The sequence below is a fragment of the Pseudomonas mendocina genome (assembly GCF_900636545.1).
Classification (GTDB): domain Bacteria; phylum Pseudomonadota; class Gammaproteobacteria; order Pseudomonadales; family Pseudomonadaceae; genus Aquipseudomonas; species Aquipseudomonas mendocina.
Window position 1 is genome coordinate 3561774 of sequence record NZ_LR134290.1, and the last position, 22999, is coordinate 3584772.

Below are 22999 nucleotides of genomic sequence, written 5' to 3' on the forward strand. Positions count from 1 at the left end.
CCCAGGCTCTTTTCAGCGAGACCCCGGAGACAACCTGTCGCCCGGGCAAAAATACTGGCACTTTGCTCAGGAATGCCCCTTGCCATTAGCGGTCAAAGCTCTGCATGCTTGTTCCATAACAACGAAAAGAAACGCTATGGCTACCCAGACCGCTCGTTTGCTGAAGCGCCTGCGCAACGACTTCCAGCTGTCGATCATCACCCTGATGGGACTTTTCGGCGTGATCGGCATCTCGCCCTATGCCGTCTACCGCCTGCTCCATGGCAACTATCTGGTCGGTATCGCCGACACCATCATCGTCCTCTCCACGCTGTTCGCCGTGCTCTACGCCTGGGTCACGCGCGATACGATCAAGCCCGGCATCTATCTGGCTGCAGTATTTTCTGTCGGTGCCACGCTGATCGCCATCAACCTGGGGGTCAACGGGTTGTTCTGGATCTATCCGCTGATCCTCTTCAATTTCTTCATGGTTTCCCCCGGCAAGGCGCTACTGGCCACCGCACTGGTGCTGGTCAGCCTGGTCAGTCACGCCCTGCTGGTACCTGGCAGCGTATTCGAAAGCCATTACCAGATGGTCTCGTTTCTGGTCACCTCCATGATGGCCAGCGTGCTCAGCTTCATCTTCGCTTTCCGCACGCGAACCCAACGCGACCAGCTGCAGCTGCTGGCAATCCATGATCCGCTCACCGGCGCGCGCAACCGCCGGGCGATGAACGAGGAGTTGAAGATCGCCATGGCCAGCCATCGCCGGCACAGCGACAGCTATGGGCTGCTGGTGATGGACCTGGATCACTTCAAGCAGATCAACGATCGCTTCGGCCACCACGTCGGCGACCAGGTGCTGGTGGCGTTCGTCGAGCTGATCAAACGTTACTGTCGCAAGGAGGATCGCCTGTTCCGCTTCGGTGGCGAGGAGTTTCTGCTATTGCTGCCCAGCACCGAGGCCGAAGGCCTGCGCTCCGCGGCACAGAACCTGCTGGGCAAGGTCGCCAACGAGCTACAAAGCCCGGCCGGTGCGGTAACCGTCTCCATAGGCGGCGCGATCCTGCATGGTGGTGAGCACTGGGAAAGCTGGTTGCAGCGTGCCGACGAGTGCCTGTACCGGGCCAAGAGCGAAGGACGCAACCGCGCGGTGATCGCCGACGCGCCGGAAACGACCGCCCGTCACTGACGAGTCAGCGACTGCGTTGCTGCTGGTAACTGCCGCTGCCGGGCTGACGCTCGATGATCAACCCACCGGGATACTCGGTACTCTGCCGAATCCCGCCACGCGTCTCGACAGACTGGCTACCGTAGCGGCTTTCCTGGCGCACGCTGCCCTGCGGCAGGCGCTGGCCGCCATAGAGATTGTGCTGTTGGTAGCTCGACGAGCCCGAGACGCTGCCGCTGGCACCCGGGCTGACGTAACTCTTGGGAATGACCCGAATGGTCTGCGGCTGATCGGCGAAAGCCGCACTGGCCAACACTGCAGTCAGGATCAATACAAGCGAACGAATGAGCATGAGCAACTCCCACTGAGCCAGGGTCAGGCTGCACATGCCTGACCACCGAAAATCATCATCACACCGGGTTGGACAACAGCGCGAGGGAATTTTCCGCCTGAAACGACAGAGGGTCAGCCGCAGCTGACCCTCTGATTTTTTGGTGCCGGAGATAGGAATCGAACCTACGACCTTCGCGTTACGAGTGCGCTGCTCTACCGACTGAGCTACACCGGCGGGAAACGCGGGCATTATGCGAGTTGCCGCGACAACGCTCAAGTCACCGTTGGTTCAGTTGTCGAGCAGTTCGATACGGTCATCGTGGATGCGGATCAGCCCTTGCTTGTAGAGCCCGCCGATAGCCTTCTTGAAGTTGCCCTTGCTGACCCGAAACTGTTCGGCGATCAGCTCGGGCGGGCTCTTGTCACCCAATGCCAGCACACCGCCCTGATCACGCAGGCGCTCGATGATCTGCTCGGCCAGACCACTGGCGGCCTCGTGACCGATGGGCTGCAGGCTCAGGCTGATCTTGCCATCGGCACGCAGCTCCTTGATGTAGCCCTTCTCGCGCATGCCGCTGCGGATGAACTTGAACAGCTCGTTCTTGTGGATCAGGCCCCAATGCTTGCCATCGATGATGGCCTTGAAGCCGAGGTCGGTACGCTCGACCACCAGCAGATCGACTTCCTGGCCAACCTGGTAGTTGGCAGGCACCTTGTCCAGATGACGATCCAGGCGCGCGGTGGCGGTGAGGCGGCGAGTACGCTTGTCCAGGTAGAGGTAGACCACGCAGTAGTCACCGATCTGCAGCGGGCGCTTCTCTTCGGAATGCGGCAGCAACAGGTCCTTGGGCAGCCCCCAGTCGAAGAACAGGCCAACGCGGTTGATATCCACCACCTTGAGGCTGGCGAACTCGCCCAGCTGGATCTTCGGCTTGAGCGTGGTGGCGATCAGCTTGTCTTCGCTGTCGAGATAGATGAAGACGTTGAGCCAGTCCTCGACTTCGCTCGGCGTGTCTTTGGGGATGTAACGCTTGGGCAGGAGGATTTCGCCATCGGCACCACCGTCCAGATACAGACCGAAGTCGGTGTGCTTGACTACCTGCAAAGAATTCATCCGTCCAATAACGGCCATCGTGTTCCACCTCGCCAAAACAGCCAGCCATTCTACCCGAGTTCCGAGGCATCAGGGCTGGCTGCGCGATCAATCGACAGCCGGTCACCAGACCGCATAAGTATCTGGAAAACAAGCGATAAAGTGTCGCGAAAAACCACTCATGCGCAGCGTTGTGGTAGCTAAAGGGGCGATTACCCAAGCAAGAACAGGCGGGTTGAGGCATAATGGCCGGCCGCCCATCTGAAAGAGATCAAGGTCATGGCCACCCTTCGCGTCAAGTCGTCCGCCAGCAAAGTCAGCAAACCCGCACCTGCCGTGGAAACCCGCGAGTCCATCGAGGCGCAGATCGCTGCCTTCCTCCAGGGTGGTGGCGAGATTCAGCAGATCGCCAAGGGCGTCAGCGGCCAGACTTATGGCGGCACTCGTCAGATCACCATCAGCAAGAAGTGATCGCCTCGGGTGCGCATCGCGCACCCAGCCCCTCCCGCGTTACTCGCTCGCCAGCCCCAGGCGCAGCAACTGCCCCTTCGGCGCATCCGTCAACACGTAGACATAGCCGTCCGGCCCCTGCCGAACATCGCGTATCCGTGCCTTCAGTGGTTCCAGCAGACGTTCCTCATGCACGATCCTGTCGCCGTCGAGCTGCAGACGAATCAGTGCCTGGCCGGCCAGTGCTCCGATGAACAGGTTATGCTGCCAGGCTGGAAAGCGCTTCGCATCATAGAAGGCCATACCGCTGATGGCTGGTGACTTTTCCCAGACATGATGCGGCGCCTCGGTGCCCTCGACCATTTTGCCCTTGGCTTCGGGGATCGGCAGCATCGAGTAGTTGATGCCGTGAGTCGCCAGCGGCCAACCGTAGTTCTTGCCGGCTTCGGGAATGTTGATTTCATCACCACCGCGCGGGCCGTGCTCATGCGTCCACAGGCGGCCGCTCCAGGGGTTAAGCGCTGCCCCCTGCTGGTTGCGATGGCCATAGGACCAGATTTCGTCACGCGCGCCATCACGGGAAACGAAAGGGTTGTCCTCGGGGATACGCCCATCCGGGAGGATACGCACCAGCTTGCCCTGGAGCTTGTCCAATTCCTGCGCAGTTGGACGGTCGTTGTTGTCACCCAGGGCGATGAACAGATGCCCGTCACGGTCGAACACCAGGCGCGAGCCGAAGTGCGTGCCGCTGGACAGCTTGGGCTGCTGGCGGAAGATTACCTCGAAGTTTTCCAGCGCCGACGCATCGGCAGACAGCTTGCCGCGCCCCACCGCCGTTCCGGCAGCGCCGTCGCCCTCTTCGGCGTAGGACAGGTAGACCAGGCGGTCCTCGGCGAAATCAGGCGACAGCACCACATCGAGCAAACCGCCCTGACCGACGGCGAAGACTTCAGGCAGCCCACGCAATGGCGCGGACACCTCACCCTCGGCACTTACCCGACGCAACGCGCCCGGCCGCTCACTGACCAGATACCCCTGGCCATCCGGTAGGAAAGCCACAGCCCATGGGTTGGCCAGCCCTTCGGCGACGGTATGAACGTTCAGCGGGCCCAGCTCTGAAGAAAGCTGCCGGTCTTCGGCGAGGCTGTACTGGGCAGCGAACAGGGCGGTCAGGCCGAGGGCTGCGAGGGGTTTCAGGCGCGGCATGGGGCGTCTCCAGTCGTCAGACAAGCCGGCATAGTGCAACAGGCTTGCGGCCGTGGCAGCCCTACAAAAGTTTCCTCAGGTTTCAGTCCGTCAGATAGCGCTGTTCGATGCGCTGGTAGTCGCCAGACTCGCGCAGCATGCGCAATCCTTCATCGAAGCGCAGCCGCTGCTCGTCCTGGCGAAAGCCGAGGCGGTAAGGCGTTGGAGGGAAGATATCGAACCAGTCGAGTGACTGGGTGATGTCGACCTGATCGTTCACTTCACGATCGAAGTAACGAATGATCCGCTTGTCGCCCACCACCACATCGGTACGACCGCTGTAGAGCAGGCGGTTGCGGTTGATCTGCAGCGCCTCTTCGCGATAGCGCGGGTTGTTCATGGCCATGCGTTCGAATTCAGGCCCGAGCAGCACTCGCGCGCGCTGAAAGGCACTGACGGCATAGTTGCCGAGATCGGCGACCTGTTCGATGCGATAGCCGCGCTTGGCCAGAGCAACGGCGACATTATGGTAGTGGATGTAAACGTCCGAATAGTAAGCCACCACGCCACTACGCTCGTGAGTAGTGGTAATAGCGTCGATCTCGCCACGACGCAGCATCAGATGCAGACGCTCGATCGGCGCGTAGTAGGCGGTCAGTTCGAAGCCGGCATTGTGCGCCGCCCGCTCGACGATCTCGTACTCCAGACCCCGTGGTTCACCTTCGTACACATAAGGCGGCTTGTGCGTACCGAAGCCGACGTGCAGCACCTCTGCTGCAGCCGTCGCGCTCTGGCACGCCAACATCAAGCCCAGCCACCATCTGAACATCGTCTACCCCGCTATCGGACCTGCCAGAGCATAGACGGCCGGCCGCCTTCATAACCAGAGTGGATGCCGGCCGATTCATTCCGCTTTGCCCTATCGCGGCTAGACTGGCTGCACGCATTTTGCGCCCGACTTCAGGAGATCAGACCATGCTCAAAGCCGAATACCAGCATCGCGGCCCGGTGCCCCAGGACGTCATCAGCGCAGTGCCCTTGCAACTACCGGAGCCCGCCGCCGGACAAGTGCGGGTCAAGGTCTTGGCTGCACCGATCAACCCGTCCGACGTGCTGACCCTGACCGGCGCCTACGGCATGCTGCCGCCGCTGCCCGCCATCGGCGGCAATGAAGGCGTCGGCAAGGTCGAGGCACTCGGCGAAGGCGTCAGCAATTTCAAGGTCGGGCAGAACGTGCTGCTGCCCGTGGGCTGTGGTACCTGGGTCAGCGCCATGAACGCCGCGGCAGACAAGCTCATCCCGCTGCCGGATGCAGACCCGCAACAACTGGCCATGCTCACCGTCAACCCACCGACCGCCTCGCTACTGCTCAGCGAGTTCGTCGACCTCAAACCGGGCGACTGGGTGATCCAGAACGCCGCCAACTCCGGGGTGGGCAGCTATCTGATCCAACTGGCCAAGCTGCGCGGCTTCAAGACCATCAACGTAGTGCGCCGCGAATCGGCGGTCGCCGCTGTCGAGGCCGAAGGCGGTGATCTGGTGTTGGTGGATGGCCCGGACCTGGCCAAGCGGGTTCGTGCTGCCACGGGCGGTGCCGACGTACGCCTGGGGATCGACGCGGTCGGCGGGGTCAGCACCGACAACCTGGCTGCGGTCCTGGCCAACGGTGGTGTGCTGGTGAACTACGGCATGATGAGCGGCCAGGCCTGCCAGGTTTCGCCGGCCTCGTTCGTGTTCCGCGACGTCACTCTGCGTGGTTTCTGGCTGGCCAAGTGGTTCCAGCAGGCCAGCCCGGCGCAGCAGATGAAGGTGTTCGGCGAATTGGTGCAGTTGATCGCCAGCGGCAAGCTGAAGACGCGCGTTGCGGCCACCTACGACCTGGCGCACATCAAGGATGCCGTGGCGGCAGCCGCCAGTGGCGAACGTGACGGCAAGATTCTGCTGGTGCCCTAACTCACAGTGATTGGTGCGCACCGCGCCCCCTAGCTCAGAGGTTCACGGCGCCCCTACTCCCCAGGGGCGCCGTTCGCACTCCCCGCCATCAGGCCACCGCAGCCGCGGCCAAATCCTCACGCATACGCAAAGCATCGCTCTGGAAGCAACGCGCCGCCTGCAATAGGGCAAGCAATGTGAGCAGCAGCGCCACGGGGATCAGCAGCATGGCGTCATGCAAACCGGTGGCCTTGAACGCCTCGGTCATTTCACTGGCGCCGGCGGCATGCATCGCAGCCTGCGCGTAATGATCCGACAGCCAACCCACCGCAAGCGGGCCGAGCCCCCCACCCAGCAGATACAAACCGGCGAAGAACAGCGCCATGGCGGTAGCCCGCAGACGTGGCTCGATCACATCCTGGATCGCCGTGTAGACGCAGGTATAGAAGTTGTATGAGAACAGCCAGCCCAGGCTGAACACGGTGATGAACAGCGCCGTATCGATCCGTCCCGCACCCAGCGCCCAGCCGGTGCAGGCACAGGCTACCAGCATGCTGAACGCAGCAAACAGCAGCCGGCCATTGCCCCAGCGCTGGTGCACCTTGTCGGCGATCCAGCCGCCCAGGGTCAGGCCGACCAGGCCGGTAAGCCCGACGATCACCCCGGTAGCCATCGCCGCATTCTGCAATCCCAAGCCGAAGTAACGCTGCAGCATCGGCACCATGAAGGAGTTGCAGGCGTAAGAAGCAAAGTTGAATGCCAGCCCCGCCAATACCAGCCACCAGAAGGTCCGAATCGCCAACACCTTGCGTAGCGGCCTGGCCACCGGCTCGCTGCTGACCTGCATGGTCTCTGCAGCGCCCCGAGCCGGCTCGCGGATGAAAAAGAGGAACAGCGCCAGAACCAGCCCCGGCACGGCCGCGATCAGAAACGGCGCGCGCCAACTGCCGAATGCCTGAACCATGGCGCCTATGGTGAAGAATGCCAGCAGCAACCCCAGCGGCAGACCGAGCATGAAGATGCCCATCGCCCGCGAGCGTTTGTGCGCAGGGAACAGATCGCCGATCAGCGAGTTCGCCGCCGGTGCGTAACTGGCCTCGCCGATACCGACGCCCATGCGAATCAGCAGGAAGCTCCAGAAATTCCAGGCCAGGCCATTGAGCGCCGTCAGGCCGCTCCAGGCTGCCAGGCCCCAACCCATGATCTTGCGTCGCGCGCCGGTGTCGGCCATGCGCCCGAGCGGGATGCCGGCCAATGCGTAGACGATGGTGAAGGCCGTACCGATCAGGCCGAGCTGCAGATCGCTCAGGCTCCATTCAAGGCGAATCGGCTCGATGATGATGGCGGGGATGGTGCGATCGAAGAAGTTGAACAGGTTGGCCAGAAAGAGCAGGAAAAGAATGCGCCAGGCATTCGCGGCTTGCTGATTGGGCTGCACGACAAGGTCTCCCTTTACTGTTGTCCACATCCGGCCTACTGCAGTGGCGCCTACCTTGGCAGCACTGGTCGAACGTTGGTTGAAGCGCAATCTAGAGCCTTTGCCCAAACATGTCTGCGACCATTCGCTTGGTTTATGCAGGGCAATGACGGCAGATACCAATCTGCCTCATATCCTGAAGGAATAAGGCAAAGTGCTTCTTTCCGTGCTAAACCAATGAAGTTGGTCATTTTCTGGCCAATGCCCCACTGACTCGCTAGGTAGTAAGGAGCACGCCTGTTCTTTCCTGATCAGGCGCTCACACCGCCGCACGGCGGGGGGATGACTATGGAAGGACTCTCGATCCGCTTTCTTGTCGACCTGCCCGAACAGGGACGACTCCTGCTCGATTGCCAACACGATCCCTGGCTCGTGGCCCTCTCGTACGTCATCGCCAGCGTCGGCAGCCTGAGCACGCTGACCATCGCCCGCCACCTGGATCAGGTGCAAAGACGCAGCATGCGTCTGGTCTGGGGGCTGCTTGGCGGGCTGTGTCTGGCGGGTGCGATCTGGTCCATGCATTTCATCGGCATGCTGGCGTTCCAAGCCCCCGTCGCCATTCGCTACGACCTCGCCATCACCATTCTGTCGCTGCTGGTGGCGCTGGCTGCTGCCCTCCTGGCTCTCTACTACATGGCCATGCCGCGTCCCGGCCTGAGCCGCCAGTTGCTGGCGGCCGTGATCATCGGCCTGGGCATCAGCGCCATGCACTACAGCGGCATGGCCGCGATCCGCTCCCCGGCACAGGCTTACTACCACAGCGGCCTGTTTACCCTGTCCATCGCCATTGCCATCAGCGCCAGCTTCGCCGCGCTGTTGCTCAACCGCTACGTACGCCATGGCTCGCAGAAGCGCCAACGCTGGATGATGGTTTCCGCGGCGCTGGTGATGGGCGCCGCGATCGCCTCCATGCACTACACCGGCATGGCTGCACTCAATCTGGTGGTGCCGGAAGGCACGCCGCTGCAACTGCGCAGCGCCGACAACAGTGTACAGCTGGTACTGATCGTCGCCTCCATCACCCTGCTCATCCTCAGCCTGAGCCTGGCAGCGGCCTGGATCGGTAGAAAGCTCGATGACAAGGAGCGCGACCTCCAACGGGTCAATACCCTGCTGGTACAGCTCGACCAGGCCAAGGCCTCGCTGGAACAGGTGGCGCATTTCGACCCACTGACCGAGTTGCTTAACCGCCGTGGATTCAATCGGGTTTTCGCCGCCACGCTGGAAGAACACGCGGTGACCGGGCGCACCCTGGCGGTGATGTTTCTCGATATCGACCACTTCAAGCGCATCAATGACAGCCTTGGCCACGATGCCGGTGACGAGCTACTGCGTGTCGTCGCGCAGCGCATTCGCGCGGCACTGCGTGAACGCGACATCATCGCGCGCTTTGGCGGCGACGAGTTCTGCGTGGTCGCCAGCCTCGACAGCAACGCTGACCCGCGCGGGCTGGCTGCGCGCATGCTCGAACAGATGAAGGAGCCGATCAGCCTGGCCGGCCGCAAGATCGTGATGACCACCAGCGTCGGCATCAGCCTGTTCCCGCAGGACGGCAGCAGCGCCGATGAGTTGCTCAAGCATGCCGACCTGGCGCTCTATCAGTCCAAAGGCAGCGGGCGCAACGTGGTGCATTTCTTCAATCCGTACCTGAAGCAGAAAGCCTCGTTCGAGCTGCAACTGGAAGAAGATCTGCGCCAAACCCTGCTGCAGGACAACGGCCTGGTTCTCTACTACCAGCCGATCATCGACCTGCGCAGCGGTGCCCTGAGCAAGCTGGAGGCCCTGGTGCGCTGGAATCATCCACAGCACGGTCTGCTCACACCGGAACGCTTCATTGCCATCGCCGAGGCCAACGGCTTCATCGACCAGCTCGACAACTGGGTGCTGCGCCGTGCCTGTCTCGATCTCAACAGCCTGGAACAGATGGGGTATCCGGGGTTGAAGATCGCGGTCAATTGCTCGGCGCTCAACCTCGCCAATGACCAGTTGCCGGGCCGCATCGAACAACTGCTGAACGCGACCCGCTGCCCCGCTCATTGCCTGGAGCTGGAGGTAACCGAAAGCGCGCTGCTGAGCAACATCAACCGCGCGATCGGCCTGCTGGAAAACATCCGCGCGCTGGGGGTGAGCCTGTCCATCGACGATTTCGGCACCGGTTATTCATCCCTCGCCTATCTGCGTCGCTTGCCACTGGATACGCTGAAGGTGGACCGCTCCTTCATACAGGATGTGGCCAACTCCAGTCAGGACCGCGAGATCGTCCATGCCATCATCGCCATGGCTCATGCCCTGCATCTGAAAGTCGTCGCCGAAGGCGTGGAGACCACTGCGCAGCTGGCGTTCCTGCAGGAGCGCGGTTGCGATCAGGTGCAGGGTTACCTGTTCAGCAAACCAGTGCCGCTGGAGGAAATCGTGACCCTCTTTCCGCCACACTTCCGGCCGCTGGAACGGGTGGCGGCAAGGTTTTGAGCCTTCGCCCCAGAGCAAAGGCTCGCCGCTGAAGCGCCTCCTACAAGCAGCTGTGCAGCCCCTGTGGGAGGGCTTCAGCCGCGACTCAGGCACGTCTCCCACTCAAGCCCTGAACGCCTGCAACCAGCCCAGACTCGCCTGCGTGCCCGCCTCGCCGGGCTTGTATTCAGCCCCCAGCCAGCCGCTGTAACCGCTGTCACGTAAAGCACCGAGCAGCGCCGGGAACGCCAACTCGCCCGTACCTGGCGCGCCACGCCCCGGCACGTCGGCGAACTGCACATGACCAATGCGCCCCGCCAGCAGGCGGATGCCGGCAGCCACGTCCAGCCCCTGGCGCGCCATATGGTAGAGGTCGTATTGCGCCGCCAGATTGGGATGATCGACCGCACGCAACAGCTCATCGAGATGCTCCGGCGTGTTGATCAGAAAACCCGGCATATCGATGGGGTTGATCGCCTCGACCAGCACGCGGATGCCGAGTGCGGCGAATGCCTCGGCACTCTTGCGCAGGTTGGCAACCAGGCAGTCCAGCGCTTGCTCCCGGCTGACACCTTCGGCCAGGCGCCCTGGCAGAACGTTGACGCAGGCCGGGCGCACCATGGCGGCATAGGTCAGCGCCTCCTGCAAAGCGGCATCGAACTCGGCCTGACGCCCCGGCACGGCGGCCAGGCCAGGGCCGCCACTCATCAGGTCGCCAGCCGGCACGTTGATCAGCACCAGCGGCAGGCCGCTGAGCTCCAGCACTTCCTTCAGGGCGATGGACGGCAACTCGTAAGGGAACTGGATTTCCACACCCTCGAACCCCGCGCGCATCGCCGCCAGCACGCGCTCGCGCAGCGGCAGCTCGGTGAACAGCATGGACAGATTGGCGGCGATCTTCATGGACGCTGCTCCCGCAGCAGTTCCACCAGCGTGGCGGGGTCACGCTCCAGATTGCCCTGGCTGCCGTGCAGGCGCATCAGCTGGGCAGCCAGGCCGCTCATGGGGGTGGCGCTGCCTTGCTCGCGCGACAGTTTCACCGCCGTGTCGAGATCCTTGAGCAAGGTGCGCACGTGCCACTTGATCGGCTCGAACTGGCTAGCGGCCATTTGCGGCGCCAGGATCTGCAGCGGCTTGGAGTCGGCGAAACCGCCGGCAAGCGCGGGGGCGATCAGGCTGGCATTGACACCGGCGCGCTCGGCCAGCGCCACCACTTCGGCAATCACCAACGCGTTGCAGGCGACGATCATCTGGTTGCACACCTTGGTCACCTGCCCGGCACCCACTTCGCCCATGCGCGTCAGACGCTGCCCCAGGTGCGCGAGCACCGGGCGCACACGCTCCACATCCTCTGCTCGGCCGCCGGCCATGATCGCCAGCGTGCCGGCTTCGGCACCCGGCGTACCGCCGGAAACCGGTGCATCAACCCAGCGCATACCGGTGCGTGCCTCCAGCTCCGCCGCCATCTCACGTGTGGCAGCCGGTTCCAGGCTGGAGAAGTCCACCAACAACTGCCCCGGACGCGCGCCTTCGATGATCCCGCCCGGGCCGAACACCACCTCGCGCACCACCTCGGTATTGGCCAGGCAAAGCATCACCACATTGGCATCGCGACACAGCTCGGCGGGGGTTTCCACGCGATGCGCGCCCTGCTCCAGCAGTGCAGTGCACTTGTCCGGAGTGCGATTCCAGAGCGTCAGCGGGTAGCCTGCAGCGAGCAGGCGGCGGGTCATCGGCAGGCCCATCAGACCAATCCCGGCGAAGGCCAGGGCGGGTAGCGTTGCAGTCATCGATCAACTCCAGGCAGTTCGTATCCAGCGTGCATATTAACCCCGGAGTCAATGCGTCGTGCTGCAAGCACGGCGTACGGCCACTATACTTCGCGCGCCTTCCCCGCTATTGAACCGGAGAATCCGACATGTTCAAGAACACCCTGGCTCTCGCCGCTGGCATCGCTCTGTCCGTATCCGCCGTATTCGCGCAAGCCGCCGATGTCCTCAAGGTCTCGGCCATCCCCGACGAAGCCCCCACCGAGCTGCTGCGCAAGTTCAAGCCGCTGGGCGCGTACCTGGAGCAGGAGCTGGGCATGAAGGTTGAGTTCGTGCCGGTGGCCGACTACGCCGCCGTGGTCGAGGCCCTGGCCGCCGACCGCATAGACATGGCCTGGCTGGGCGGCTTCACCTTCGTCCAGGCACGCCTGAAGACCGGCAATGCCGTACCGCTGGTACAGCGCGAACAGGATGCCGAATTCACCAGCAAGTTCATCACCTCCGATCCGGCGGTGAAATCGCTGCAGGACCTCAAGGGCAAGACCTTCGCCTTCGGCTCGGTGTCTTCCACCTCCGGCAGCCTGATGCCGCGCTACTTCATGCTGCAGGACGGCATCAAACCGGAAGAGTTCTTCAGCCGCGTGGCCTATTCCGGCGCACACGATGCGACTGTCGCCTGGGTGCAGGCCGGCAAGGCCGATGGCGGCGTGCTCAATGCCTCGGTGTGGCAGAAGCTGGTCGATGCCAAGAAGGTCGACACCGACAAGGTCAAGGTGATCGCCACCACCCCCACCTACTACGACTACAACTGGACCGTACGCGGCAACCTCGACGCCGATCTGCAGGCGAAGATCAAGGCTGCCTTCCTCGCCCTCGACCCGGCCAAGCCCGAGCAGAAGGCGATTCTCGACCTGCAGGCCGCGAGCCGCTTCATCGACACCAAGCCTGAGAACTACGAAGGGATCGAGGAAGCCGCTCGCGCCGCCGGCCTGTTGAAGTGAGCGTCGCCCTGCGTGGCGTGAGCCTGGCCCACGCCAACGGCAAGGTCGCGCTCGAGGGTATCGATCTGACCCTTGCTCCCGGCGAGCGGGTGGCCATCATCGGCCCCTCAGGCGCCGGCAAGACCACCTTGCTGCGCCTGTTGGCCACCAGCCTGCAACCCTCACGTGGCGAGATCGACCTGCTGCAGCACAACCCCTGGCGCCTGCCTGCTGGTAAGCGCCAGCGCCTGCGTGCACGCATCGGCCTGGTTCACCAGGCGCCGCCGCTGCCGCCGCGCCAGCGCGTCGTCACCGCCGTACTGGCTGGCAAGCTCGGCCAGTGGCCTGTGGTCAAGGGCCTGATCAACCTGCTGCATCCGCTGGATGCCACTGGCGCGCAGGCTGCTCTGGCCCGCCTGGATATCGCCGACAAACTCTACCAACGCTGCGACCAGCTCTCCGGCGGCCAGTTGCAACGCGTTGGCATTGCCCGCGTGTTGTACCAGGCGCCGGAGCTGATCCTCGCCGACGAGCCTGTTTCCGCCATGGACCCGGTACTGGCCGGCCATACCCTGGCCGTACTCAACCGCGAGGCCGCCGAACGCGGTATGACCCTGGTCGCCAGCCTGCATGCCGTCGACCTGGCCCTGGCGCATTTTCCCCGCGTCATCGGCATACGCGACGGACGCATCGCCTTCGATCTGCCAGCCGGTGCGGTGCAGCCGGCGCAACTGGATGCGCTGTATGCCAACGAGCAATTGCAGGCCACGCCCGGTTCACCCGCGCAGCCGCAACCGGTGCATATCCCGCGATGCTGAAGCGCGCACCACGCGATCCCGCCGCCTTACCGCGACTGCTCATAACCGTGCTGGCGTTGTTGCTGTTGTGGCCAGGTGTCAACCTCAGCGAGCTGGATTTGGCGGTACTGGTGGATGGCGACAACACCCGCGCCATGGGAAACTTCCTCGCCGGTTTCTGGCCGCCTGCACATGACGGCGAGTTCCTCGCACTGCTCGGCCGCGCCACTCTGGAAACCTTGGCCATCGCCACCGCCGGCATGAGCCTGGCCCTGCTGATCGCCCTCCCCGCTGCGCTCCTGGCGACACGCGCACTGTCGTTGTCGGCTGTTCATCGTGGCGGCCGCCCGGCCTGGTGGGCGCAACTGGCACGCTGGCCGGTACGCGGCTTGCTGATTTTCCTGCGCAGCGTGCCGGAGATCGTCTGGGCGCTGCTGTTCGTGCGCGCCGTCGGCCTCGGCCCCACTGCCGGCGTGCTGGCCATCGCCATCACCTACGCCGGCATGCTCGGCAAGGTTTACGCAGAAATCTTCGAGTCGGTGGATGCCCGCCCTACTCGTGCGCTACTGGAGGCCGGCAGCAGCCGCCTGGCAGCCTTCGCCTACGGTGTGTTGCCCAACTCGGCCGGGGAGATGCTGTCCTACACCGTGTACCGCTGGGAATGCGCCATCCGCGCTTCGGTGGTGATGGGCTTCGTCGGTGCCGGCGGGCTGGGGCAGCAGATCGACCTGTCGCTGCGCATGTTCGCTGGCGGCGAAGTGGCGAGCATGTTGCTCACCTTCCTGCTGCTGGTGCTGCTCGCCGATCAGCTCAGCCGCCTGCTGCGTGCGAGGCTGACATGAGAGCCGGCAACCTGATTTTGTTCGCCGCCCTTATCGCCGCGGTGATCGCCTCGTTCCTCTATCTGGGCATCGACCTCGGTGCGCTGGTCGCCGGCGATAGCCTGGCGCAGATGGGCAAGTACGCCAGCGGTTTCCTGCAGCCGGATTTCTCTGCCACGCACCTGCACGCCATCGGCCGCGGCGCCCTGGAAACCCTGGCCATGTCCGCCATCGGCACGCTGCTTGCCGCGCTGCTCGGCCTGGCCCTGGCGCTACCGGCCGCCGGGCGTTTCGGCGGACTCGCCCTGCATGCCACCCGCCTGCTGCTCAACGCCCTGCGCGCCATCCCGGAACTCGTCTGGGCTGCACTGATGGTTCTGGCCGCCGGGCTGGGCCCCAATGCCGGTACCCTGGCACTGGCCCTGCACACCGCTGGCGTGCTCGGTCGCCTGTTCGCCGAGGCCCTGGAGAACACCCCGCGCGAGCCGGCCGAGGCCATCCGCGAAAGCGGCGGCGGCCGCCTGGTTGCCTTCTGCTACGGCACCTTGCCCGGCGTATGGCCACAACTGGTGGCGTACACGCTGTATCGCTGGGAAAACAACATCCGCATGGCCAGCGTGCTCGGCTTCGTCGGTGCCGGCGGACTGGGACAGATGCTCTACATGAGCCTCAGTCTGTTCCAGGAAGCCCAGGCCGCTACGGTGATCCTGGCCATGTTGCTGCTGGTGCTGGCAGTCGACGCCTTGAGTGGTTGGGCGCGACAGCGTTGGGTGAGTGGCTGAACCCGCTGTGCGCTGAGCGACCAGGCTCGGCAGTCGCGAGCTCGCCTTCGCTCCCGCTCGCAACACGCAAATTCGGTCGCAACTGCTTAGCGGGCTTGGCCCAGACATGCTGAGGATTTAGCGCATTGACATATCGGTAAATACCGATATTATCGCGCCATGGAACTGATCGAAATCTTCAAAGCCCTCTCGAACCGTACGCGCCTTGAAATTCTCAAGGGGCTGAAGGATCCCGCGAAGAACTTCCCTCCACAGGATGAAGGAGACGTTCACGAGGTGGGGGTCTGCGTCAGTAGCATCCAGGAAGGCGTCGGGTTGTCGCAATCGACGGTGTCCGACTACCTAGCCACTCTGCACCGAGCGGGTCTGGTCAAAGTCAGGCGTATCGGGCAGTGGACGTACTACAAGCGCAATGAAGAAACCATCAGTGCCCTGGCCGAGCGGATAGGGAAAGAGCTGTAATCGCTTTAACTTTTTATATCGAAAAATCCCGATATTTCTTTTCGATCAACAGGTTTGCGGCGAGTCAGGCGCATAGGGAAAGAGCTGCGAGTTTTTCCACCACAATATATCGAAAAATACCGATATCCCTTTTTAGCGAAACGAGGAACACGACATGAAAGCGCAAGTACTGGACTCATTTGGCGGCCCGGAATCATTCGAGCTTCGCGAGGTACCCAAGCCGGTGCCACAGGCAGGGCAGGTGCTGGTCCGCGTTCACGCCACCTCCATCAACCCGCTGGATTACCAGGTGCGTCGCGGCGACTATGTCGACTACGTCCCCCTTCCCGCCATCACCGGGCATGACGTATCCGGCGTGGTCGAAGCGGTCGGTCCGGGTGTGACCAGCTTCGTGCCGGGCGACGAGGTCTGGTACACCCCGCAGATCTTCGACGGCCCCGGCAGCTACGCCGAGTATCACATTGCAGCGGAAAGCATCATCGGCAAGAAACCTGCCTCACTGAGCCACCTCGAAGCGGCCACCCTGACCCTGGTGGGCGGCACGGCCTGGGAAGCGCTGGTGGTACGTGCCGAGCTCAAGGTGGGCGAGAGCATCCTGATACATGGCGGTGCCGGAGGCGTCGGCCATGTGGCGATCCAACTGGCAAAAGCAATGGGCGCCCGAGTGTTCACCACCGTGCGCGAAGCGAACTTCGAGTTCGCGCGGAGCCTGGGCGCCGACGTCGCCATCGACTACGAGCAGGAGGACTACGTCGACGCCATCCTGCGGGAAACCGATGGCCACGGCGTCGACGTGATATTCGACACCATCGGCGGCGACACCTTGTCACGTAGCCCCGACGCCCTCGCGCAACTGGGTCGCGTGGTCTCGATCGTGGACATCGCCAAGCCGCAGAACCTCATCCAGGCCTGGGGCAAGAACGCGAGCTACCACTTCGTCTTCACCCGCCAGAACCGCGGCAAGCTCGATGAGCTGAGTGCACTGGTCGAGCGTGGCCAACTGCGGCCACACGTCGGCGCCGTCTATTCGCTTGCGGATATTTCTCGCGCCCATGCGCTGCTGGAGAGCCCCAACAACGGCCTGCGAGGAAAGATCGCGATTGCCGTCGAGCCACAGACTCATCTCGCCAGTGCCTGACCAACCAACTCAACCCGAGGAATCACACATGATCTATGAAATCGCCCTGCTACCCGTGCATCAGGAACGCATTGAACCGTTCAGGCAGGCATTCGCCGACGTCGCCCCATTGCTCCGCCGCGCCAAGGGGTACCGTGGTCATATGCTGGCGCAAGGTATCGAAACGCCAGAACGGTTCAACCTGATAGTCCGTTGGCAAACCCTTGAGGATCACACGCCGGGCTTCGAGGCGAGTGAAGACCACCGGCAATTCATGATGGCGCTGGAAGATTACTTTTCAGACGAACCGCAGGTTTACCACATCGAAGGAGCAGCCTTTGCTGCAAGTGAGCCGGCGAGTCAGCACGGTTTCTTCGACATGCTAGAGTCACCACCTCAGGAGCTTCGTCGATAACCTGCTGTGATTGTGCCTGGACGTCGCGTGCCCGATGACCTTCGCTTGTCGCGACGAATCATCGGCACGCGCATCCGCCCAAAGGAGAAATACCCGAGATGGACCGTTTTCAGCGCTTCGCTCCCCTATTGGCCCTTTGCCTGCTCCCCCTCTACGCCGAGGCTCGCCAGCAGCAACCCTGTGACGGCGCAATGCTGGAGGCACTCGCCAAGCAGCTGGGGCAGCAGGATTGGGCCGTTCCCGATAATAGAGGCGATGGTCCATTGGTAGCTGCTGCCTGCAAGCCCTGGCCGGATGCCCCGAACCTGTCGGTGGTGACCCTGGCCTACCGCAGTGCAGCGGATACAACGCCAGCCGGCGAGCGCAACCTGCATTGGCTGACGGCGAAGGTGGAGAAGCGAACCGGGCAGTTGCGCGAGCGCTATGACGCTTACCTTGGCGAAGATGCCGAACTGGAAATCGATGCCAACAGCCTCTGGCTGGATACGGCCCGTTATCACCTGGCGCCAGGGGTTCGCGCCTTCGGTGTGGTGGTTAGCAGCGTGGCGCGCGGCGCAAGCTGCCCGGATGCCGGTTTCAATGACCTGCTGACGCTGATGGCGCCGGACGGCCCCCAGTTACGCCCCGTGCTCTCCACCTACCTGAGTTCCTGGTCGACGGTGAAAGGCACATCCTGCGTGATGGACAGCGATTTCCAATCGGAACAGGCCGACCTGACACTCGCCATCGCCTCCACGCAATCCCATGGTTATGCCGATCTACTGGTGAGCGCACGCGTTCGCGACGCGCGCGGCGGAAACACCCTGCGCACGGTGAACACGACTGTCCGCTACGACGGCAAACAGTACCCCTTCAAACAGTATCCGACCTTCTGGACGAGAGACGCGCAGCCGTAACGCCGTCGTACTCCTGAGCGGTACGCAAGGCTCCCCCCAGGCTTAGCGGGAGTCTTTGAATACCGGTGCAGAATCAGAACGTGGTTTGCACACGTACGTAGAACGTATGGTAGGTGCCTTCATCGGTCAGGCCATTCTTAGCGCCTTCGCCCGTTATTGGCTCTCACCTTGCAGCGCGACGTATCGCTTACACGGCTGCCTTGCCATTGCCCGTCTAGACTGCTGAATCCATCCACACCACCGAGGGGACTCAGCATGACCAGCAAGAACACCATCTGCCTCTGGTACGACCGCGACGCGCTGGAAGCTGCGACCTTCTATGCCGCAACCTTCCCTGACAGCGCGGTGCTGGCGGTGCATCACGCCCCTGGTGACTACCCATCGGGACAGCAGGGTGATGTGGTGACGGTAGAGTTCACCGTCATGGGAATCCCCTGCCTCGGCCTCAATGGCGGCCCGGCGTTCCAGCACAACGAGGCGTTCTCGTTTCAGGTTGCGACCGACGATCAGGCCGAGACGGATCGCTTATGGCACGCGATCATCGACAACGGCGGACAGGCCAGTGAATGCGGCTGGTGCAAGGACAGGTGGGGCATCTCATGGCAGATCACGCCGCGCATCCTCAGCGCCGCCATCGCCAACCCTGACCGCGCGGCAGCCAAGCGTGCCTTCGAGGCGATGATGACCATGAGCAAGATCGAGATCGCCGTTATCGAGGCTGCGCTGAAGGGCTGACTGCCGAGATGAATCAGGCGCGGGCGTTCTTCTTCTGCAGGATCAACGAGGCTTCGTTGTAGGCGCTCTGGAAGGCGTCGCTGCCGATCCAGGCCACTGCGGCGTCTTCGTCCTCTTCATGGAATATGGCTCGATAGACGATCAACAGGCCCATCATGAAATCGGTGGCGGCCTCCTGCGACTCTTCCGCGACTACCAGTTCCAGCACGGGGTACTGCAGGAATACCAGGCACATGGCGAGCAGGCTGATAGCTTCACCGGCCTTCATCGCCTGGAACAGGTCATCGAAATGCGCGGGGTCGAAACCGTTCTCCTCGATGTCCTTGAAGTCAAAAGTGGCGAGGTCGATCTCGACATCATCGAACGGTTCGTTGATAAAGGGATTGGTCAGAATCGGATGGACGACATTGGCTTGCGGCCTGGCCTTGCCCATGCGGTTCTGCCTGGCTTTGCTCTTGGCCCGCTGGGCGCGCTTCTTCTGTTTGTCTGCGGATGCCATGGGGCGGTCCTCGTTTGGTACAGCCATATCCATGGCGCGGAAAGTTCAGGCGCCATTGTATTCAGTCTTCGATAGCCTGCGGCTGATTTTGCAGACGGAGAGTCACGCCTTGAGAACAGGCTTGCCTCTTTGGCCTTCAGCTGTTTTCTTCGAGCCACATGGATGACGGGAACCTGACCATGACTGACCGCGAACAACTGCACCGCGATGGCTATGCATTGCTGCGCCAGGCGGTTCCTGCCGAGTGGCTGGATGAGTTGCGCACCCTGTTCGACGCGCGCATTACACCCTCGCATCAGTGGCCGGTACCGCGCGGCGCTGACTGGCATCACTCGCGGCTGGATGACCACGCCATGATTCAGGCCGTATGTCGCCTGCCGCAACTGCTGGCAGTGATCGGCGAGCTGATCGGCGAACGCTTCTTCCTGGCCCAGGTGGAAGGTCGCGAGCCACTGGCTGGAGGCGGTCATCAGCAACTGCACCGCGATCTCTCGATACAGCGCCCAGGTGATATCGCCAATGCCATGGTCTTCTTCGACGACTATGGCCCGGACAACGGCGCTACGCGTATCGTCCCGGGCAGCCACCGTCCGTATGCCGACGAGCCGCCATTCGACTTCAACGACGAGTCCCGCTCAGTGCAACTTGCGGGTGCGGCCGGCGACATCCTGGTGTTCGATGTGGACCTAATACACGCCGGCAGCCTGAACCGGCTCGGCACACGTCGCCGCTCGATCCTGATCAGCTACTTCGCCGAGCCACTGTATGCGTCCTATCTGGAAACGCGCAGCCTGCGAGGGATTCGCATGGACGCGAGCGAACGCTTCGAACCTGCGAATTTCTCATTGAGCCCAGCGTGAGCAAGGCGGTTGCCCGTTTCAGCAGACGGTACTGACATCCCTTGCCGGCGGCAGGCCGAACAGCCGGCGGTATTCGCGGCTGAACTGAGACACGCTTTCGTAACCCACCGCGAACGCTGCACTGCTGGCGCTGGCGCCCTCCCCTGTCATCAGGCGTCGTGCTTCGATCAGACGCAGCTGTTTCTGAAATTGCAGCGGCGTCAATGATGTCTGGTTGCGAAAGTGGTGATGAAAAGATGACGGGCTCATACCCGCCACGGACGCCAGATGCTCCACCGGCAGAAGCCGGGTGAATTCGGTACGCAGCACCTTCACCGCCCGGGCGATACGCTGTGCATGGCCGTCCGGCCAGCCCAGGCGACTGATTGCCGAGCCATGTCGACCAGCCAGCAACCAGTAATGCAGTTCGCGCACACGCGAAGCATGCAGCACTGCCGCCGAAGCTGGGCGCTCGAGCAGTCGCATCAGACGTAGCGCCGCTTCGGCGACTTCGCTATCGGTCGGTTCGATGCGGATGGGCTCCACCTCCGCACTCGGCACCGCCTTCATTTCCTCCATCAATTCGGTGAGCAGTGCAGGGTCGAGGTCGATCACCAGCGAGATATACGGAGCCTCGTGGCTCGCCTCAATGATCTGGCTCACCGTCGGTACGTCAGCGGTGATCAACAGCGAATCACCGGCGCTGAAGTTGAAGGTTCGGGTGCCCATCATGACGCGCTTGCAGCCCTGCAAGACCAGGCAGGCCAAGGGCCGGGTAATGGCGTAATCCAGCCCACTGGGTTCTGACGTGCGAATGATGGTCAAGCCGGGAATGGGGGCTTGGGCAAGCCCTCCGAAGTTCTCACTTTTATCCAGATAATCGCGGACGACTTCCAGCAAGGCTGCGCTCATTGAGGGCTCCTGAAGCTGATCCCGGGCATGTCATCCCCCTTTGGAGAAATAGGCAAAAAGCGTTGAGGTTTCGGTAAGGACGGGGTCGCACCACGAGCCACACAATGAAATCCCGTTCACCCATCAGAGGATTTTTACCATGACCAAGATCGCCATCGTAACCGGCTCCAGCCGTGGCCTCGGCCACAATACTGCGCTGAACATCGCGCGTCAGGGAATCGACGTCGTCGTCACCTATCACAGCCAGGCCGACACCGCACAGGCCGTGGTTGCCGAAATCCAGGCTCTGGGACGCAAGGCGGTCGCCCTGCAACTCGACGCTGGCGACGTCAGCACCTTTTCAGCCTTCGTACAACGCCTGCGCCAGGCGCTGAACGAGACCTGGCATCGCGACAGCTTCGACCACCTGATCAACAACGCCGGCCATGGCGATATGGCGTCGATTACCAACACCACTGAAGCACAGTTCGATGCCCTGGTGAACGTGCACTTCAAAGGAGTGTTCTTCCTGACCCAGGCGTTGTTGCCGCTGATGGCCGACGGTGGTCGTATCGTCAATATCTCGTCCGGGCTGACCCGCGTGTCCTATCCCGGTTTCTCGGCCTACTCGGCGGTCAAGGGCGCAGTGGAAGTGCTGAGCCTGTACATGGCCAAGGAGCTGGGCAGCCGGGGTATAGCAGTCAACACGGTGGCGCCCGGTGCCATCGAAACGGATTTCCTCGGTGGCGCCGTACGCGACATGCCGGATCTGAACAAGGTGTTCGCGGAGATGACGGCGCTGGGGCGGGTCGGTGTGCCGGACGATATCGGCCCGATGATCGCCAACCTGCTCGGCGAGCAGAATCGCTGGATCAACGCCCAGCGCATCGAGGTATCCGGCGGTCAGGCGATCTGATCCCCCCACTGCGACCGGATAACCCGGTCGCAGTGATGTCCACATACCCTAGCCGCGCGCCGGCTGCTCCGCCATGCGCTGACGTATCAGTTCCAGGTAGCGTCGAGCGCCCAGCCCAAGTGGCCGGCTGCTGCTCCAGACGATATCCACCCACAGCCTCAGTTGGCTGGCCATGTTGTCGAAGGCCACGGTCTGCAAGTTGCCCGAGTCGATCAGGGCGGCGACCAACGGATGCGGCAGGTAGGCCCAGCCGAGCCCGGCCTGCACCAGGTTGAGCGTGGCCAGGTCGCTGTCGGTGAGCCACAGGTGATGGGACAAAATCATCTGTGGCTCGGTCGCCGACGCAGAACCGGCCGCGACTATGATCTGCCGCGCCTCGACCATCCCCTGCTCGGCCATCTGCCTGAGGTAGCCCGGCGCCGCGACTGCCGTCAGTAGCTGGCTGCCGGCTTCGAGAAAGTGTTCCCGCTCATCGATGCCGGGGCGCTCGAACACCAGTGCCAGGTGGACGCTGCCTTCATGCATCAGACGCACCGCCTCCGCCTGCGAGGCCGAGCGCACCTCGACCTGCAGCAGAGGAAATTCGTTCGCCAGGTCGATCAGGGGCTGACTCCACAGGCCGCTCTGCAACTCCGGCGCCATGGCGATTACCAGCCGCCGTTCCAGGCCCTGGTGCATTTGCAGGGTCTGAGCGTCGAGCCGGTTGAGTTGCCGCGCGGCCTGACGTGCCTGAGGCTCCAGTGCCAACGCAGCCTGGGTCGGCAGGGCCTTGCGCGTGCTGCGATCGAACAGCTCCAGATCCAGCTCCGCTTCGAGCTGGGCAATGGCCATGCTCACAGCGGAAGGCACGCGCCCGAGCTGACGTGCAGCGGAAGAGAAGGAACCGCCGTCCAGCACCGCGAGGAAGACGCGCAGGGTTTCGCTGTTGAATGCCATGGTCGTTGTCAATTTCCCTGATGACTATCGTCTTTTTTTATCAGCTTACTCCTTCTAACTTCCAGCCATCGACAAC

The 22999-nt window shown here is 62.7% G+C and carries 25 protein-coding genes and 1 tRNA gene; 15 read left to right on the top strand and 11 right to left on the bottom strand.

Annotated features, from left to right (window positions below; all coding sequences use genetic code 11):
• The first annotated feature begins 136 nt into the window (after nucleotides 1–136).
• A complete protein-coding gene (locus EL191_RS16525) occupies nucleotides 137–1171 on the top strand; it encodes a GGDEF domain-containing protein (protein ID WP_017362620.1) in 1035 nt (344 codons plus the stop codon).
• A 4-nt stretch (nucleotides 1172–1175) separates the two neighbouring features.
• Here EL191_RS16525 and EL191_RS16530 read toward each other — a convergent pair whose 3' ends face one another.
• From EL191_RS16530 to EL191_RS16540, 3 genes are all read right to left on the bottom strand, one after another.
• On the bottom strand, nucleotides 1176–1502 hold the full coding sequence (locus EL191_RS16530) for a hypothetical protein (RefSeq protein ID WP_041979914.1): 327 nt from the start codon (nucleotides 1500–1502) through the stop codon (nucleotides 1176–1178).
• A gap of 140 nt (nucleotides 1503–1642) precedes the next feature.
• Nucleotides 1643–1718 (bottom strand) — tRNA-Thr (locus EL191_RS16535).
• Nucleotides 1719–1772: 54 nt separating this feature from the next.
• Nucleotides 1773–2615 carry a CvfB family protein gene (locus EL191_RS16540; RefSeq protein ID WP_024309031.1) on the bottom strand — a complete coding sequence of 281 codons (843 nt, stop codon included), beginning with the start codon at nucleotides 2613–2615 and terminating at the stop codon, nucleotides 1773–1775.
• A 240-nt stretch (nucleotides 2616–2855) separates the two neighbouring features.
• Between EL191_RS16540 and EL191_RS16545 the strand changes: the two genes are divergently transcribed.
• Complete coding sequence (locus EL191_RS16545; protein ID WP_013716575.1) at nucleotides 2856–3047, top strand: hypothetical protein; 192 nt, start codon at nucleotides 2856–2858, stop codon at nucleotides 3045–3047.
• A 39-nt stretch (nucleotides 3048–3086) separates the two neighbouring features.
• Here the strand turns inward: EL191_RS16545 and EL191_RS16550 are convergent, their stop codons facing one another.
• A complete protein-coding gene (locus EL191_RS16550; protein WP_041979885.1) occupies nucleotides 3087–4232 on the bottom strand; it encodes a PQQ-dependent sugar dehydrogenase in 1146 nt (381 codons plus the stop codon).
• 82 nt (nucleotides 4233–4314) lie between these two features.
• On the bottom strand, nucleotides 4315–5016 hold the full coding sequence (locus EL191_RS16555) for a substrate-binding periplasmic protein (RefSeq protein ID WP_041979884.1): 702 nt from the start codon (nucleotides 5014–5016) through the stop codon (nucleotides 4315–4317).
• A 170-nt stretch (nucleotides 5017–5186) separates the two neighbouring features.
• Here EL191_RS16555 and EL191_RS16560 point away from each other — a divergent pair, with 170 nt between their 5' ends.
• The gene (locus tag EL191_RS16560; protein WP_041979883.1) at nucleotides 5187–6164 is read left to right on the top strand and encodes a zinc-dependent alcohol dehydrogenase family protein; all 978 of its coding nucleotides are present in this window, start codon (nucleotides 5187–5189) and stop codon (nucleotides 6162–6164) included.
• An 88-nt stretch (nucleotides 6165–6252) separates the two neighbouring features.
• On the opposite strand, the gene EL191_RS16565 is transcribed toward EL191_RS16560, so the two are convergent.
• Nucleotides 6253–7581 (bottom strand): spinster family MFS transporter, encoded by a 1329-nt coding sequence (locus EL191_RS16565; protein ID WP_041979881.1) that lies wholly within the window; start codon nucleotides 7579–7581, stop codon nucleotides 6253–6255.
• Between the two features lie 327 nt (nucleotides 7582–7908).
• Between EL191_RS16565 and EL191_RS16570 the strand changes: the two genes are divergently transcribed.
• Complete coding sequence (locus EL191_RS16570; protein ID WP_041979880.1) at nucleotides 7909–10089, top strand: putative bifunctional diguanylate cyclase/phosphodiesterase; 2181 nt, start codon at nucleotides 7909–7911, stop codon at nucleotides 10087–10089.
• A 102-nt stretch (nucleotides 10090–10191) separates the two neighbouring features.
• Here EL191_RS16570 and EL191_RS16575 read toward each other — a convergent pair whose 3' ends face one another.
• Together EL191_RS16575 and EL191_RS16580 are read right to left on the bottom strand one after the other, a co-directional pair.
• A complete protein-coding gene (locus EL191_RS16575; protein WP_017362641.1) occupies nucleotides 10192–10971 on the bottom strand; it encodes a hydroxypyruvate isomerase family protein in 780 nt (259 codons plus the stop codon).
• A complete protein-coding gene (locus EL191_RS16580) occupies nucleotides 10968–11858 on the bottom strand; it encodes an NAD(P)-dependent oxidoreductase (RefSeq protein ID WP_041979879.1) in 891 nt (296 codons plus the stop codon). The genes EL191_RS16575 and EL191_RS16580 overlap by 4 nt, the downstream gene beginning before the upstream one ends.
• 128 nt (nucleotides 11859–11986) lie before the next feature.
• On the opposite strand from EL191_RS16580, the gene EL191_RS16585 reads away from it, so the two are divergent.
• The 9 genes from EL191_RS16585 (at nucleotide 11987) to EL191_RS16625 (ending at nucleotide 18842) form a co-directional block, all read left to right on the top strand.
• Nucleotides 11987–12838: a putative selenate ABC transporter substrate-binding protein gene (locus tag EL191_RS16585; RefSeq protein WP_041979878.1), complete on the top strand. Its 852-nt coding sequence runs from the start codon at nucleotides 11987–11989 to the stop codon at nucleotides 12836–12838.
• A complete protein-coding gene (locus tag EL191_RS16590; RefSeq protein ID WP_041979877.1) occupies nucleotides 12835–13635 on the top strand; it encodes a phosphonate ABC transporter ATP-binding protein in 801 nt (266 codons plus the stop codon). The genes EL191_RS16585 and EL191_RS16590 overlap by 4 nt, the downstream gene beginning before the upstream one ends.
• Entirely contained in the window at nucleotides 13629–14456 is an 828-nt protein-coding gene (locus EL191_RS16595) for a PhnE/PtxC family ABC transporter permease (RefSeq protein ID WP_041769543.1), read from the top strand. Before EL191_RS16590 ends, EL191_RS16595 begins: the two co-directional genes overlap by 7 nt.
• Nucleotides 14453–15217: a phosphonate ABC transporter, permease protein PhnE gene (phnE, locus tag EL191_RS16600; protein ID WP_013716587.1), complete on the top strand. Its 765-nt coding sequence runs from the start codon at nucleotides 14453–14455 to the stop codon at nucleotides 15215–15217. The genes EL191_RS16595 and phnE overlap by 4 nt, the downstream gene beginning before the upstream one ends.
• Nucleotides 15218–15376: 159 nt before the next feature.
• Complete coding sequence (locus EL191_RS16605) at nucleotides 15377–15679, top strand: ArsR/SmtB family transcription factor (protein WP_041979876.1); 303 nt, start codon at nucleotides 15377–15379, stop codon at nucleotides 15677–15679.
• Between the two features lie 154 nt (nucleotides 15680–15833).
• Nucleotides 15834–16817 carry a zinc-dependent alcohol dehydrogenase family protein gene (locus EL191_RS16610; RefSeq protein WP_041979875.1) on the top strand — a complete coding sequence of 328 codons (984 nt, stop codon included), beginning with the start codon at nucleotides 15834–15836 and terminating at the stop codon, nucleotides 16815–16817.
• Nucleotides 16818–16845: 28 nt separating this feature from the next.
• Nucleotides 16846–17211, top strand: a complete 366-nt coding sequence (locus EL191_RS16615; protein WP_017362646.1) for an antibiotic biosynthesis monooxygenase family protein — start codon at nucleotides 16846–16848, stop codon at nucleotides 17209–17211.
• A gap of 98 nt (nucleotides 17212–17309) precedes the next feature.
• Nucleotides 17310–18107 (top strand): PA3715 family protein, encoded by a 798-nt coding sequence (locus EL191_RS16620; RefSeq protein ID WP_041979874.1) that lies wholly within the window; start codon nucleotides 17310–17312, stop codon nucleotides 18105–18107.
• A gap of 255 nt (nucleotides 18108–18362) precedes the next feature.
• The gene (locus EL191_RS16625; RefSeq protein ID WP_041979873.1) at nucleotides 18363–18842 is read left to right on the top strand and encodes a VOC family protein; all 480 of its coding nucleotides are present in this window, start codon (nucleotides 18363–18365) and stop codon (nucleotides 18840–18842) included.
• Between the two features lie 13 nt (nucleotides 18843–18855).
• Here the strand turns inward: EL191_RS16625 and EL191_RS16630 are convergent, their stop codons facing one another.
• Nucleotides 18856–19341, bottom strand: a complete 486-nt coding sequence (locus EL191_RS16630; protein ID WP_041979872.1) for a hypothetical protein — start codon at nucleotides 19339–19341, stop codon at nucleotides 18856–18858.
• A gap of 179 nt (nucleotides 19342–19520) precedes the next feature.
• Between EL191_RS16630 and EL191_RS16635 the strand changes: the two genes are divergently transcribed.
• Nucleotides 19521–20201, top strand: coding sequence for a phytanoyl-CoA dioxygenase family protein (locus tag EL191_RS16635; protein WP_174447365.1), 681 nt, complete (start codon nucleotides 19521–19523; stop codon nucleotides 20199–20201).
• An 18-nt stretch (nucleotides 20202–20219) separates the two neighbouring features.
• Here EL191_RS16635 and EL191_RS16640 read toward each other — a convergent pair whose 3' ends face one another.
• The gene (locus tag EL191_RS16640) at nucleotides 20220–21092 is read right to left on the bottom strand and encodes an AraC family transcriptional regulator (protein WP_041979871.1); all 873 of its coding nucleotides are present in this window, start codon (nucleotides 21090–21092) and stop codon (nucleotides 20220–20222) included.
• Nucleotides 21093–21231: 139 nt separating this feature from the next.
• Here EL191_RS16640 and EL191_RS16645 point away from each other — a divergent pair, with 139 nt between their 5' ends.
• A complete protein-coding gene (locus EL191_RS16645) occupies nucleotides 21232–21987 on the top strand; it encodes an SDR family oxidoreductase (protein ID WP_041979870.1) in 756 nt (251 codons plus the stop codon).
• A gap of 48 nt (nucleotides 21988–22035) precedes the next feature.
• Here the strand turns inward: EL191_RS16645 and EL191_RS16650 are convergent, their stop codons facing one another.
• On the bottom strand, nucleotides 22036–22923 hold the full coding sequence (locus EL191_RS16650) for a LysR family transcriptional regulator (RefSeq protein ID WP_041979869.1): 888 nt from the start codon (nucleotides 22921–22923) through the stop codon (nucleotides 22036–22038).
• Nucleotides 22924–22999: the final 76 nt, after the last annotated feature.